The sequence below is a fragment of the Mesorhizobium sp. M7A.F.Ca.US.006.01.1.1 genome, assembly GCF_003997935.1.
In the GTDB taxonomy this organism is placed as follows: Bacteria; Pseudomonadota; Alphaproteobacteria; order Rhizobiales; family Rhizobiaceae; genus Mesorhizobium.
In genome coordinates, this window is sequence record NZ_RZQL01000075.1 from 1 (window position 1) to 14,676 (window position 14,676).

The following is a 14,676-nucleotide window of genomic DNA, read 5'->3' on the forward strand; positions in this document are numbered from 1 at the left end:
GGCGGATATGTCAGAGATCTTGGCATCCGGCTTGAACTTGACCAGAGCGAACGGCATTTTCGCCAGATCGTTTTCCGCGCCGGCAATCTCGAAATCATTTCCCTTGCCGCCGGGTTCGACAAACGACTGCACCATGACCAGGGCCAGCAGAACCGCGGCTGCCGCCCAGGCGACACCGACCGGCACCGCCATGAAGCGGCCCCAGGCCTGCGCCAGCCAGGACGATTCTGCCGGCTTGCGGACAGGCCCGGCCTCGGCGTCGAGTGCCTTGGCAAAGCGGCTGAGCGCATCGGCCGGCGGCCGGATCGCTTCGTTGGCGGCCGTGGCGCCGGAGAATTCGGCTTCAGCCTCGCCAAGGGCGGCAAGTGCAGCGGGATCGTTGGCCAGCCATTCCTCGACGGCCTCCAGATCCGAACCTTCCAGCGAGCCGTTCAGATAGAACGGCAGCAGCGTTTCCATTTCGTCGCGGCGCGACATTTTTTCAGCGGCACTCATGGCCACCCCCTGTCGTAACCGGCGGCCTTGAGGGCTTCGCCGAGTTTCTTGCGGGCGTAGAACATCCGGGTCTTGACGGTGGCGACCGGAATGTCGAGCACCTCGCCGATCTCGTTCACCGACTGTCCGTGATAATAGGCAAGATCGATCACCACGCGGTGCTCTTCGGGCAAGGCGTTAACGAAGCGCCGCAGGGCGGCAGCCTTGTCTTCCTTCATGGTGACGACTTCCGGGGTGTCGGCGCCGTCGGGCACCGCGGCGGCGGCCTCGTCGTCGATCCAGTCTTCCTTCTTCTTGCGCAGCAAGGACAGCGCCTTGAAACGGGCGATGCCGAGCAGCCATGTGGAGACTTCGGAGCGTCCCTCGAAGCCGGGCGCCTGGCGCCACAGCTCGAGGAAGACTTCGTTGGCGATATCGTCGGCCATCATTTCCGATCCCGTCTGGCGCGCCACGAAGCGGTAGACCCGCGCGTGGTGACGCATGAACAGGAGCCGCACGGCGGCACGGTCGCCCTTCGCGACCCGGTCGACAAGCGCGCGATCGGTCTCCGTCGCTGCCGTCATGGCCGGTCGAGCCACCTGGCTCCTGTCTGCTCTGTCGCTGATCGGTCCAAAAAGGTTCATCCTCCGCCAAGGAATTTTGCGGAGGCTAACCGAAGAGCGGGGCGGTTGCCAGAGCCGGGCCTTTTTCTTGCTCCCGCAAGGGGAGAAGGGAGGGCCGCGCTCAGCTCAAGAAAACCTTCGCCTTCATCGTCGCCGGTATTGCCACACCCAGCCGGCTCAGCACTGTCGGCGCCAGCTGCAGCTGGTCGAGCAGCGTGTCGGCCTGCGGCCCCTTTCCAGGTCCGAAATAATACAGCGCGAAATCCTGCATCTCGTCATCATGGCCGCCATGATGGCCACGATCGGTCTGGCCGTGATCGGCGGTGACGATCACCTCATAGCCGGCTTCGATCCAGCGCGGCAGGAAGGCGGCCAGCATGCCGTCCATCGCATAGACGGCATGGTCCATCTCGTGGCAGTCGTGGCCGAAGCGGTGTCCCATCGAGTCCAGCGTGCAGGTGTGCAGGATGCCGTAGTCGATGCCATGGCGTTTCGTCAGCATGGTCAGCGTCGCGAACAGGTCGACATCGCTCGGCGTCATCTGGTTGCGGAGATTGTAACCGGTCATGGTGTGAAAGCGGCCATGCGTGATCGGCCCGCTTGGCTCGTCGAATTCCATGTCCTCGGCCAGGTTGAACGGATAGGCGCGGAAGAATTCCGACCAGTAGGAATGGGTCACTGCCCCCGTCTTGCCGCCTGCCTTGCTGACCTCGGAGAAGATATCGGGCTGCTCGACGCGGAACCGGTTCTCGTTGGAGAGAATCCCGTGCACCTGCGGTGAGACCCCGGTGTGGATCGACGCATAGCAGCAGGCCGAGGTCGACGGCAGCACCGAGCGCATCTTCCAGACGCACGCCTCGCTCGATTGCACCCAACCTTCGAGATTGCCCATCAGCCGGCGCCAGTTCCGGTAAGGCACCCCATCGAGGATGATCAGCAGAAGTTTGGATTTGAGCGCCATGGGCTGCTCCATGTGATTGGCGGTTTGAACCTGGAACGCCGTGTGCCGTCCCGGGCACACGGCGTTCTTGATAGATGAAATCGGACGATCAGAGTCCGCTCAAGCGTTGAGCCAGCACTCGGCAAGCGCGTAGCCGTCCATCATTTCGCCGATAGGGCTCTTGGCATAGCCGCCGATCTTGTTGGTGGCGGCTGCGTCGATGAACTGGTTGAAGAAGGGCACGATCAGCCCGCCTTCGTCACGCATCATCACTGCCATATCGTGGTAGATCGCCTGGCGCTTGGCCTGGTCGAGCTCGCCGCGCGCGGTAAACAGCATCTTGTCGAATTCCGGCCGCTTGAAGCGCGTGTCGTTCCAGTCGGCTGTCGAGACATAGCCGGTGGAATACATCTGGTCCTGCGTGGCGCGTCCGCCCCAGTAGGAGAGCGAGAAAGGCTGCTTGTTCCAGACCTCCGACCAGTAGCCATCGCCGGGCTCGCGCTTGATCTCGATCTTGATGCCGGCTTTGGCGCAGGACTGCTGATAGAGCTGTGCGGCATCGACGGCGCCCGGGAAGGCGACGTCCGAGGTGCGCAGCACGATCGAGCCGCTGTGGCCTGACTTCTTGTAGGCTGCCGCCGCCTTGTCCGGATCGAACTTGCGCTGTTCGATGTCGGCGGAAAACAGCGGATAGGCCTCGTTGATCGGGAAGTCGTTACCCACTGAGCCATAGCCGCGCAGGATCTTTTCCAGCATCTCGTCGCGGTCCATGGCCAGCTTCAGCGCCATGCGCAGATCGTTGCTGTCGAAAGGTGCGGTGTCGCAGAACATGTTGAACGGATAGTAGCCCTTGCCCGAGACGTTCTCGATGGAAACGCCCGCGATGCGCTTGACGAGATCGACGACCTTGGGTTCGACGCGGTTGATCATGTGCACCTGGCCGCCCTGCAAGGCTGCAAGCCGTGCGGTCGCATCATTGATGACGATGATCTCGACCTGGTCGGCATGGCCGGCCTTGTCGCCCAGCCAGTAATTGGCGAAACGCTCGCCGCCATGGCGCACGCCTGGCTGGTTGACGCTAACCTTGTAGGGTCCGGCGCTGATACCGGCATTCGGATCGTCCTTGCCGCCATTCGGCTGGATGACGAGATGGTAATCGGCCATCAGATAGGGGAAGTCGGCATCGGCGTCGCCGAGCGTGACGATGACTTCCTTGCCGCTCGCCTTGACGCCCTGGATGTTCTTGAGGATGCCGAGTGCTCCGGACTTGGACTTCTCGTCGGCATGGCGTTCGATGGTGGCGGCAACGTCCTCCGCGCCGACCGTCTTGCCATTGTGGAACTCGATGCCATCGCGGATCTTGATCGTCCATGTCTTGGCGTCGGATGAGGCGCCAATTTCCTCGGCAATCAGGTTGACCAGCTTGTTGTCCGGTGTGAGGCGCACAAGATACTCGCCCCAAAGCTTGCCGAAGCTGAAGGTAACCTGGCTGAGATTCAGCGCCGGATCGAGGCTGTTGGTGGATTCACCGCCCTGCAGGCCGGCCTTGATGATACCGCCCTTCACCGCCGTCTGGGCAAATGCCTTGCCGGCCAGCGCCGGCATCAGGGCCGCCGATACGCCGAGCGCGGCGGCGCGCCCGAGAAAGGCGCGGCGCGATATCCGGCCTTGACCGGCGAGTTCGGCGAGATAATCGAGTTCAGTCTTCATGTCCTACCCCTGTTTAAAAGTCGTGCGAGCGGCGCTCGTCCCGAAGGACGTGTGGCGTTCTAGTGTTGCATCCGGATGACGGTCGCCGGCACCACCATGTGGCGGCTTGGTCTGACGCATTTCCAGGGGGAAGCGCCATGCATTTCTTCCGGGAGTACTGGTTCCCAGTTTTTCCGGAATTGCTTTAGTTCCCCGCGCTGGCCATGCGCCGTCCCTTGATTGCCTTTTCCAGCCAGCCGATTTCCATCTCTGGAACCGAGGAGAGCAGCAGGTCGGTATAGGCGTCGAAGGGCGGGCTCAGCACCTTGTTCTTGGGGCCGTAGCGCACCACCTCGCCGCGATACATAACCGCGATCGAATCGGCGATCGACTTCACAGTGGCGAGGTCATGGGTGATGAACAGATAGGCGACGTTCTCCTCCTTCTGCAGTTCCAGCAGCAGCTTGAGGATGCCGTTGGCGACCAGCGGATCGAGCGCCGAGGTCACCTCGTCGCAGATGATCAGCTTCGGCTTGGCGGCAAGCGATCGGGCAATGCAGACGCGCTGCTTCTGGCCGCCGGAAAGCTCGGCCGGGTAGCGGTCGGAAAAGCCCTTGCCCATCTCGATCTTGTCGAGCAGTTCGGTAACGCGCCTGTCGCGCTCGCGGCCGCGCATGCCGAAATAGAACTCCAGCGGCCGGCCGATGATGGTGGCGACGGTTTGGCGGGGATTCATCGCGACGTCGGCCATCTGGTAGATCATCTGCAATTGGCGCAGATCCTCCTTCGGCCGGTCGGCCAGCCGGTTGGCCAGCGGACGTCCGTCGAAGGTGACCGTGCCCTGTTCGGGCGGCAGCAGACCGGTGATGGCGCGCGCCAGCGTCGACTTGCCAGAGCCGGACTCGCCGACCACGGCAAGCGTCTGTCCCGGATAGATGTCGACGGAGACGTTTTTCAGCACCTTGATATGGCTGCCGCCATAGGCGGCGGTGATGTTCTTCACCGACAGGAACGGTGCCGTGCCGGGCTTCTGCTCCTGGTGTTCGATCTCATGCACCGAGACAAGCGCGTTGGTGTATTCCTGGCGCGGCTCCTTGATGATCTGCCTTGTGCCGCCCCATTCGACCAGCCTTCCATGGCGCAGCACCATGATCTCGTCCGAAACCTGGGCGACGACGGCAAGGTCGTGCGTGATGTAGAGCGCAGCGACATGGGTGTCGCGGATGGCGTCCTTTATCGCCGCCAGCACGTCGATCTGCGTCGTCACGTCGAGTGCCGTTGTCGGCTCGTCGAAGACGATCAGGTCCGGCTCGGAGCACAGCGCCATCGCCGTCATCACGCGTTGCAGCTGACCGCCCGAAACCTGGTGCGGAAAGCGCTCGCCGATGGTTTCCGGGTTGGGCAGGCTGAGCTTCTTGAAAAGCGCAACCGCGCGCTTCTCGGCCTCGGCGCGTGTCGCCGTACCGTGCAGCAACGTGGCTTCCACCACCTGGTCCATCAGTCTGTGCGCCGGGTTGAAGGCCGCTGCCGCCGACTGCGCGACATAGCAGACTTCGCGGCCGCGTAATTTGCGGAAGCCATCCTTGCCGCCCTTGAGGATGTCGCGGCCGTTCAGGATGACCTCGCCGCCGGTGATGCGCACGCCACCGCGGCCATAGCCCATCGACGACAGGCCGATGGTCGACTTGCCGGCCCCGGATTCGCCGATCAGGCCGAGCACCTTGCCCTTCTCGAGCGTCAGCGAGACATCGTGCACCAGCACGATGTTCTTCGGCGGCTCGCCGGGCGGGAAGACGGTGGCCTCGATGCGCAGGTTGCGGATGTCGAGCAGCAGGCCAGGTTTCGCTTTGGTGTCGGCCATCACCCGCGTCCTCCCTTGAGGCTTGTCGTCCGGTTGAGCACCCAGTCGGCAACCAGGTTGACGGAAATCGCCAGCAAGGCGATCGCCGCCGCCGGGATGAGCGCGGCCGCGATACCGAAGACGATGCCATCCTTGTTTTCCTTGACCATGCCGCCCCAGTCGGCGTCCGGTGGCTGCACGCCAAGGCCGAGGAACGACAGCGTCGACAGGAACAGCACCGCGTAGATGAAGCGCAGGCCGAGTTCGGAAACCAGCGGCGACAATGCGTTGGGCAGGATTTCGCGGAAGATGATCCAGCCGCTGCCCTCACCACGCAGTTTCGCCGCCTCGACATAGTCCATGACGTTGATGTCGACGGCGACCGCGCGCGACAGGCGATAGACGCGGGTCGAATCCAGAATGCCCATCACCAGGATCAGCGTCACCAGATTGGTCGGCAGCACGGACAGCACGACGAGACCCATGATCAGCGTCGGGATAGACATCAAGAGATCGACGAGGCGCGACAGCAGCGTATCGAACCAGCCGCCGAAGACGGCCGCCGAGAAGCCGAGGATGGCGCCGAGCGAGAATGACAGCGCGGTGGCCAGCACCGCGATGAACAAAGTGATGCGGGCACCGTAGATCATGCGCGAAAGCAGGTCGCGGCCGAGATTGTCGGTGCCCAGCAAATGGGCAGTCGACATCGGTTCCCAGACATCGCCGACGATTTCGCCATTGCCGTGCGGTGCGATCCACGGTGCGAAGACCGCCGCCAGCACGAACAGCGTCGTCAGGATAATGCCGATTAGCGCGGGGATGGGGATGCGTTTGATATCGAGCATATCCGCCCCCTATTTCGGGTGTCTGAGACGCGGATTGGCGACGATAGCCCCGATGTCCGCAATGATGTTCAGGCTGATGTAGACAGCGGCGAAGATCAGGCCGACCGCCTGCACCACCGGCACGTCGCGTTTGGTGACGTGGTCGACGAGATACTGCCCCATGCCCGGATAGACGAAGATCACCTCGACCACGACGACGCCGACGATCAGATAGGCGAGGTTGAGCATGACGACGTTGATGATCGGCGCGATGGCATTGGGGAAGGCGTGCTTGCGGATGACGTTGAAGGCCGACAGGCCTTTCAGTTCCGCTGTCTCGACATAGGCCGACTGCATAACATTGAGGATCGCCGCGCGTGTCATGCGCATCATGTGGGCGAGCACGACCAGCGTCAGCGCCGTTGCCGGCAAGGCGATCGCCTGCATGCGCTCGCCGAACGGCATGCCCTCATAGACGGTCGAGATGCCGGGGAAGATTTGCCACTTCACGGCGAAGAAATAGACCAGCACGTAGCCGATGAAGAACTCGGGAAACGAGGTCGAGGCGAGCGCCAGCCCGGAGATCAGCTTGTCGACCCAGCCATTGCGGTAGCGCACCGCGATCAGGCCGAGGATGATCGCCAGCGGCACGGCGACGACCGCCGCCCAGAAGGCGAGGAACAGCGTGTTCCACAGCCGTCCCTTGATCGACGTGGCTATATCCTGCCCGCTCGACATGGCCGTGCCGAGATCGCCGGTCAGCACGCCGCCGAGCCAGCGGAAATACCTGATGTAGGCCGGATCGTTGAGGCCGAGCTGCTCGCGCAGATTGGCGAGCGACTCCGGTGTCGCCGATTGCCCGAGAATGGCTTGCGCGACGTCGCCGGGCAGGATCTGGGTACCGGCGAAGATCAGGACCGAAACGGCCAACAAGAGGACGATGCCCAGCGCAATGCGCTGGGCAATTAGTTTCAGGATGGGTGAAGACATATCCGCAAAGCCGGCTCAGGCCTGCAGCCAACACTTCGCCAGGGCGTAACCGTTCATCAACTCCTGATGCGGATCGTCGACCCAGCCATCGACCTTGGCGCCGGTCGCGTCGATGAACTGGTTGAACATCGGCAGGATCAGGCCGCCTTCGTCGCGGACCAGGACAGCCATGTCGTGGTACATCGCCTTGCGCTTGGTCTCGTCGAGTTCGGCGCGGGCCGCCAGCACCATCTTGTCGAAATCCGGACGCTTGAAACGCGTGTCGTTCCAGTCGGCCGTCGACAGATAGGCGGTCGAGTACATCTGGTCCTGCGTCGAGCGGCCGCCCCAGTAGGAGGCGCAGAAGGGCTGCTTGTTCCAGACTTCCGACCAGTAGCCGTCGCCCGGTTCGCGCTTGATCTCCAGCGTGATGCCGGCCTTGGCCGCGCTCTGTTGATAGAGTTGCGCGGCATCGACAGCGCCGGGGAAGGCGACATCCGAGGTGCGCAGCAGCACGGCGCCGTCATGGCCCGACTTCTTGAAGTGGAACTTGGCCTTGTCGGGATCATATTTGCGCTGCTCGATCTCGCTGAACAGCGGGTAGGATGCGTTGATCGGGAAGTCGTTGCCGATCGAACCGTAGCCACGCAGGATCTTGTCCAGCATTTCTTCGCGGTCGATGGCCAGCTTCAGGGCCATGCGCAGATCGTTGTTGTCGAAGGGTGCTGTGTTGCAATGCGCGATGAACACATAGTGGCCAGGACCCGCATGGTTGCGGATGGTCACGCCCGGCAGGCGCTTGATAAGGTCGACGATCTTCGGCTCGACGCGGTTGATCATGTTGACCTGGCCGCCTTGCAGTGCCGCCGTACGCGCGGTGGCATCGTTGATGACGATGATCTCGATCTGGTCGGCATGGCCCATCTTGTCGCCCTGCCAGTAATTGGCGAAACGTTCGCCGCCATGGCGCACGCCGGGCTCGTTGGTGGTGACCTTGTAGGGACCGGCGGAGATGCCGGCATCGGCCTTGTCCTTGCCGCCATTGGGCTGGACGATCAGGTGGTAGTCGCTGAGCAAATAGGGCAAGTCGGCATTGGCTTCCTTCAGGGTCAGCACGACTTCCTTGCCGCTGGCCTTGATGGTCTCGATGCCCTTCATGTAGCCGAGCGCGCCGGACTTCGATTTCTCGTCGGAATGGCGCTCGAGCGTGGCGGCCACGTCCTCGGCGGTTACCGTCTTGCCGTTGTGGAATTCGACGCCGTCACGGATCTTCAGCGTCCAGGTCTTGGCGTCCGGTGTTGAGCCGATCTCTTCGGCGATGCGGTTCTCGAGCTTGCCCTCGGGGGACAACTCGACAATCAATTCGCCCCACATCTTGCCGAAGGCGAACGGCACCTGGGTCATCATCAGTGCCGGGTCGAGGCTGTTGGTGGATTCACCGCCGACCAGGCCGGCCTTCAGTGTGCCGCCCTTGACCGGACCTGCCGCGCGTGCAGCGCTTGAAAGCAGCGAGTTGGCGAAGGGCGCGGAGATACCGAGCGCCGCCGCCCGGCCGAGAAAATCACGACGGCTCAGTTTGCCCGACGCGACACGCCGGCTAAGAAATTCCAGTTCGTTCGACATTTTGAGTTCCTCACTCTGTTGGCTCGACTCTGCGGTCGTTTTTCTTGTTTCTTGTGAGGAGAATAATGACCGCAAGGGAAAGCGGTAAGCAAGACCGAATGCGACATGCCGTGGCGTAAATCGTACGTCGCAATTGGACCAATGGAATCGGCGCTCAAAGAAGTGCGCGCGGCACCTTCTCTTCGAAATTGCGCTCGAAGACGAGGGTTTCGTCCTCATAGGCCTCGATTCTGGCGCTGACGATGAAGTTTTGCGCGTCCGATCGCATTTCGGCTGTCGTTTCGGTGCGTACCGACCATCCGTTTCGCGACAGGGTCTGCGTCCAGTGCGTCTTCCCCGAGGCCGACAGCGGGTCGTCGGGATGGATCGTCCAGGTCTCGCGGGCGATGCTGCCATTGGCGAGGCCATGGGCGAGATCGCGGACCTCGCCGAAATCATCTGATATGGAAAGTGTCACCATTCCGGTCTTTTCATCACGATCGACATGGCGCTCGGAATTGGCGGCGCGGATCGTCTCTGTTGCCCAGGGAGTGGCCCCTTCCGGCTCGGCGAACGTTACCTCGTCGCCTGTCGCCAGCGGCCGCAGCGGCAAGCTGAGCGTCGCCGCCCACAAGGTGAGCTGTACCCGCTCTGGCGACGGCCAGATGGCAGGCCAATAGGCGTTCGAAACGGCAACACGCAGCCGGTGGCCGGCCGGCACCCGATAGGCGCATTGATCGAGCACGACGCGCACCGAGACGGTTTCACCCGGCACCAGCGCCTCCGGGAATTCGTGCGAATTGCGATGCGTCAGATTGAGCACGCCATAGGAGATCAACTCCGAGGCGCCGTCGGGATGCACATCGCAAAGCCGGACCGCGATGTTGGCCTGCGGACGATCAGAGGATAGCTGCAACTCGACCTCCGGCGCTCCGACGATGTCGATCGGCTCGCTGAGTTCCGGCTGGTCGAAACACACCGACAGGGCATCGTCGGGGCGTTGGTCGCCGGGCAGTTCGGGGCCGAAGGTGAAGGGAAAATACTCGCCGCCGGCCAGGCCGCAGCTTTGCGGCGAGGCAACAATGGCGGGTTTTTCCGTTGCGGGGATCAGATCGACCGTTTGCGTCTGGATGGTTGGCGAGGGCCATTCCTGCTCCGCCACCCAACGGCCGGGACGCTCGGGGTGCCAGCGCGCCGGACGCACGCTGTCCATGACATAGGCGCGGTAGGCCGGGTCGGACTCGACACCGGTGTCGGCACCCTTCAGCCAGCGGTCCCACCAGCGCAGAGCCTCCTGCAGGAAGCCGATGGCGGGTTTTGGTCCTGCGTAATGCGGGTATTTGTGAATCCATGGCCCCATAATGCCCTTGACCGGGGCTTCGATGTTGCTGGCCAGATGCGAGACAGTGTTGCGGTAGCCGTCATGCCAGCCGCCGATCGACAGCACGGCGGCTTTGACAGCGGAAAAATCCTCGCAGATCGAGCCGCGCTTCCAGTAGGCATCCCGGTGCTGATGCTTGAGCCACAGCGGCGCCAGGAAGGATTGGTTCTCCAGCCGGGTCAGCCACAGATCGCGCCATCTGTTGTCGCCGGCCAGCAGCGGGTCCGGCGGCCGCGACGAGTAGGAGAGCATGGTCGAGGCCCAGCCGAAATTCTCGGTCAGCAGGCAGCCACCCTTGTAGTGGATGTCGTCGGCATAGCGGTCGACGGTCGAGCACAGGCTGATCACCGCTTTGAGCGCCGGCGGCTGCTTGGCCGCCACCTGCAGGCAGTTGAAGCCGCCCCAGGAAATGCCCATCATGCCGACATTGCCGTTGCACCAAGGCTGGCTTGCCGCCCAGGCGATGACGTCGCAGGCGTCCTGCAATTCCTGCTCGGAATATTCGTCGTCCATCAGCCCTTCGGAATCGCCATTGCCGCGCATGTCGACGCGGATCGAGGCATAGCCGTGGCCAGCGAAATAAGGATGCGTCAGCTGATCGCGAAAGATGGTGCCGTCGCGCTTGCGGTAGGGCAGATGCTCCAGGATTGCCGGCACCGGATCATCGCCGGCATCCTCCGGCATCCACACCCGCGCCGACAGCCGGCAGCCATCCGGCATGACGATGCCCATGTCCGGGAATTCGACGATTTTGCGGGCAAATTCGGTGACGGTTTTCATGGCATGCTCCAGGATCGCCAGATGATGGAGCCTGCCGTGCCGCGTCGTGGGCCAGCCAACGAATTCGGCTGGTCAATCCGCGTCAGTTCAGCGGAATGTCGTTATCGTCCTTGTTCGCTTGATAGACGCCGGACAACTCGTCGTAGCGCGCCGAAATCGCGCCGATACGTGTTTCCAGCCGTTGCCGCTCGGCTTCGGGCAAAGCTCGCACCAACCGACGTATGGAAAAGCTCTTCCAATAGGCATTCTCGGCGTTGTAGCCGCCGGGATCGAGGGTGAAGACCTCTTTCAGGATCTTCAGGTCGTGCGGGATATCAAAACTGTCGCGCGAATCCTCGTGGCTGAACAGATAGTAGAAATTGTCGAAGCCGGTCCAGGTGATCGCCGACAGGCACAGCGAGCAGGGTTCGTGCGTGGCGATGAAGATGGCGTCTTTCGTATCGACGCGCTCAGCCCTGGGCATTTCGTAGAAGCGCTTCAGGCAGTGTACCTCGCCATGCCAGAGCGGGTTTTCCATCTCGTTGTTGGTTTCGGCCAGCACCAGCGAACGGTCGTCCTTGCGCAGGATCGCCGCGCCGAACAGCTTGTTGCCATGGGTAACGCCGTCGGCCGTCTTCGGCACGATGTCGTGCTCGATCACATCGAGCAGGCGGTCGATCAGTGAAATATCGGTCATCAGGGGGTCTCCTGCTGCATGTCGCCCCAAAATGCCCCCGGGTTTGGGGTAACGACACGCAAAAAATTATGGGAGATGGATCTCGTAGGCGTGCGAGAAATGGAACTCTTCGAGGTTGGAACCGTCACCGCCACGGTCGACGATCAGGAAGTCCTGGGCCTCGCCGAGCGGCGTCAGCACGCCATGCCAGAGATTGCGCCGGTAATTGATGCCTTGTCCGGGGGCGGTGATGAAGGCATGCGGTTCGCCCGGCCCCTGCTCTCCGTCATGACAGACCACGACCAGAAAGGGGCGCGGCGAGAGCGGAATGAAGGCCTGGCTGCCAAACGGGTGGCGCTCGACCATGCTCAGCTTCAACGGCAGTTCGTAAGGCGTGCCGCGCACCATCGAGATCAGCACGCGGGCGTTCAGTCCGGTCGCCTCGGCGGTAGCCAGATCGTGATAGCGCTCGGCCCTGCCGCCATTGATCGGGTAGTGGTTGTCGCCGCCCATGTCGATGACGTCGCCGAAAGGAGCAAAGCTCTCGCGGGTCAGTGGCCGCGCAATGATCCGCGTCACGGCGTCCGCCCGGGGAAACCGGCGCCGCCGAGCTTGGCGTGCCGGTTGACGTCCTTGTAGAGCAGATAGCGGAATTTGCCCGGGCCGCCCGCATAGCAGGCCTGCGGGCAGAAGGCGCGCAGCCACATATAGTCGCCGGCCTCGACCTCGACCCAGTCCTGGTTGAGGCGATAGACCGCCTTGCCCTCCAGCACATAGAGCCCATGCTCCATGACATGGGTCTCGGCGAAGGGAATGACCGCGCCGGGTTCCAGCGTGACAATGGTCATGTGCATGTCGTGGCGCAAATCGGCCGGATCGACGAAACGCGTCGTCGCCCAGCGGCCTTCGGTGCCGGGCATCGGCGTCGGCACGATCTCCTGCTCGTTGGTGAAGAAGGCTTCCGGCACATCGAGACCGTCGACCACCTCGTAAGCCTTGCGAATCCAGTGGAAGCGCACGTCGGCCTTGCTTTCGTTGCGAACCGTCCAACCGCTGGCCGGCGGCAGGAAGGCAAAGCCGCCGGGCCGCAAGACGTGCTTCTTGCCGGCAAGCAGAACCGTCAGCTCGCCTTCAACCACGAACAGCGCGCCTTCGGCGCCGGCATCGGGTTCCGGCCGCTCGCTGCCGCCGCCGGGCGCGACCTCGACAATGTATTGCGAGAACGTCTCGGCAAAACCGGATAGCGGTCGCGACAAGATCCAGACGCGGGTCTCGTCCCAGAACGGCAAGGCGCTGGTCACGATGTCCTGCATCACACCCCGGGGAATGACGGCATAGGCCTCGGTGAAGACGGCGCGGCCGGTCAGAAGCTCGCTCTGGCCGGGGTGGCCGCCATGTGGAGCATAATAGGTTCGCTCGGGCATCCTGATCGTATCCATGGGTTCAAACCTATTGCGGAAGCATGTCCTTGAGGCGGAGCAGTGCGATGCGCTCGACCTGTTTGCAGGCGGTCTCGAATTCGACGCCGCGGCTGTTGCCGATGCGCGCCTCGAACTCCGCCAGGATTTCTTGCCTCGTCTTGCCCTTCACCGCGATGATGAAGGGAAAGCCGAAGGTGGTGACGTAGGCGGCGTTCAGCTTGGAAAACAGTTCGCGCTCCTTGTCGGTCAGCGCGTCGAGGCCGGCCGAGGCCTGTTCCCTGGTCGATTCCGCCGTCAGCCGTTTGGCCTTGGCCAGCTTGCCGGCAAGGTCGGGATGGGCGTTGAGCACCGAAAGCCGCTCGGTCTCGCTGGCGGACCGGAAGACACGGCAAAGCGCGTTGTGCAGGCCGCCTGAAGTGTCATGCGCCGGGCCCAGTTCCAATTCGTAGGCGCGTTCGGCGATCCAGGGCGAATGCTCGAACACGCCGCCGAAAGTGTGGACGAAGGTCTCGAATTCCATCTTCGACGGTCTGAGCGCCGCCGGTTGATAAGGATTGACCTCTTGCCAGTGGCGGGCGATGTCGATGCGCCTCGCCAGCCAGACCTTGTCGTGCGACTTCACATAGTCGACGAAGCGCTTCAGCGCCGCCACCCGGCCCGGCCGCCCGACGAGGCGGCAATGCAGGCCGATGTTCATCATGCGTGGCCGGCCGGCCTTGCCCTCGGCATAGAGCGTATCGAAGCTGTCCTTCAAATAGGCAAAGAACTGGTCGCCCGAGTTGAAACCTTGCGGCGTGGCGAACCGCATGTCGTTGGCATCGAGCGTATAGGGAATGATGAGCTGCGCGCCGCCCTCATGCTCGAACCAGTAGGGCAGCTCGTCGTCATAGGTGTCCGACACATAGTCGAAACCGCCTTCCTCTGCCACAATCCGCACTGTGTTGATTGATGTGCGACCGGTATACCAGCCGGTCGGGCGCGCGCCGGTCACCTCGTAATGCAGTTTGATCGCCGCCTCGAGGTCGCGGCGCTCATCCTCGGCGCTGTGGTCGCGGTAGTCGATCCATCTCAGCCCGTGCGAAGCAATCTCCCAGCCGGCTTCCTGCATCGCCGCCACCTGATCCGGCGAGCGGGCGAGTGCGGTGGCGACGCCGTAGCAGGTAATCGGCACCTGCGCCTCGGTGAACAGCCGGAGCAGCCGCCAGAAGCCGGCGCGGGCGCCGTATTCGTAGATGGATTCCATGTTCCAGTGGCGCTGGCCCACCCAGGGCGCTGCGCCGACGATTTCCGACAGGAAGGCTTCAGAAGCCTTGTCGCCGTGCAGCACGCAGTTTTCGCCGCCTTCCTCGTAATTGACGACGAACTGCACGGCGACGTGTGCGCCGCCAGGCCATTTCGGGTCCGGCGGATTGGCTCCATAGCCGCGCATGTCTCTGCTGTAACGCATCGTCCCTCCCGCCGGGCATGGCCCGAAGTAT

13 protein-coding genes are annotated in these 14,676 nt (G+C 62.9%); all 13 read right to left on the reverse strand.

Going from position 1 to position 14,676, the window contains the following annotated elements; genetic code table 11:
- Positions 1–495 (reverse strand): anti-sigma factor (locus tag EN943_RS15155; RefSeq protein WP_127413213.1); only part of this gene is annotated, 495 nt, incomplete at its 3' end.
- Positions 492–1,058 (reverse strand): sigma-70 family RNA polymerase sigma factor, encoded by a 567-nt coding sequence (locus tag EN943_RS15160; protein WP_127413214.1) that lies wholly within the window; start codon positions 1,056–1,058, stop codon positions 492–494. The genes EN943_RS15155 and EN943_RS15160, both read right to left, overlap by 4 nt.
- Before the next feature lie 160 nt (positions 1,059–1,218).
- Positions 1,219–2,058, reverse strand: a complete 840-nt coding sequence (locus tag EN943_RS15165; RefSeq protein WP_127413216.1) for an alkaline phosphatase family protein — start codon at positions 2,056–2,058, stop codon at positions 1,219–1,221.
- A gap of 99 nt (positions 2,059–2,157) precedes the next feature.
- Entirely contained in the window at positions 2,158–3,747 is a 1,590-nt protein-coding gene (locus tag EN943_RS15170) for an ABC transporter substrate-binding protein (RefSeq protein ID WP_127413218.1), read from the reverse strand.
- A 184-nt stretch (positions 3,748–3,931) separates the two neighbouring features.
- Complete coding sequence (locus EN943_RS15175; RefSeq protein WP_127413219.1) at positions 3,932–5,587, reverse strand: ABC transporter ATP-binding protein; 1,656 nt, start codon at positions 5,585–5,587, stop codon at positions 3,932–3,934.
- The gene (locus EN943_RS15180; protein WP_127413221.1) at positions 5,587–6,411 is read right to left on the reverse strand and encodes an ABC transporter permease; all 825 of its coding nucleotides are present in this window, start codon (positions 6,409–6,411) and stop codon (positions 5,587–5,589) included. Before EN943_RS15180 ends, EN943_RS15175 begins: the two co-directional genes overlap by 1 nt.
- A 9-nt stretch (positions 6,412–6,420) precedes the next feature.
- Positions 6,421–7,380: an ABC transporter permease gene (locus EN943_RS15185; protein WP_027039887.1), complete on the reverse strand. Its 960-nt coding sequence runs from the start codon at positions 7,378–7,380 to the stop codon at positions 6,421–6,423.
- A 15-nt stretch (positions 7,381–7,395) separates the two neighbouring features.
- Positions 7,396–8,982 (reverse strand): ABC transporter substrate-binding protein, encoded by a 1,587-nt coding sequence (locus tag EN943_RS15190; protein ID WP_027039886.1) that lies wholly within the window; start codon positions 8,980–8,982, stop codon positions 7,396–7,398.
- Positions 8,983–9,136: 154 nt separating this feature from the next.
- On the reverse strand, positions 9,137–11,122 hold the full coding sequence (locus tag EN943_RS15195) for a CocE/NonD family hydrolase (RefSeq protein WP_127413230.1): 1,986 nt from the start codon (positions 11,120–11,122) through the stop codon (positions 9,137–9,139).
- Positions 11,123–11,204: 82 nt separating this feature from the next.
- Positions 11,205–11,798: a nucleoside deaminase gene (locus tag EN943_RS15200; protein ID WP_127413232.1), complete on the reverse strand. Its 594-nt coding sequence runs from the start codon at positions 11,796–11,798 to the stop codon at positions 11,205–11,207.
- 66 nt (positions 11,799–11,864) lie between these two features.
- Complete coding sequence (locus EN943_RS15205; protein ID WP_127413234.1) at positions 11,865–12,356, reverse strand: ureidoglycolate lyase; 492 nt, start codon at positions 12,354–12,356, stop codon at positions 11,865–11,867.
- The gene (locus EN943_RS15210; protein ID WP_127413236.1) at positions 12,353–13,216 is read right to left on the reverse strand and encodes a bifunctional allantoicase/(S)-ureidoglycine aminohydrolase; all 864 of its coding nucleotides are present in this window, start codon (positions 13,214–13,216) and stop codon (positions 12,353–12,355) included. The genes EN943_RS15205 and EN943_RS15210 overlap by 4 nt, the downstream gene beginning before the upstream one ends.
- Positions 13,217–13,226: 10 nt before the next feature.
- Entirely contained in the window at positions 13,227–14,645 is a 1,419-nt protein-coding gene (puuE, locus tag EN943_RS15215; RefSeq protein ID WP_127413238.1) for an allantoinase PuuE, read from the reverse strand.
- Between the last annotated feature and the right edge of the window lie 31 nt (positions 14,646–14,676).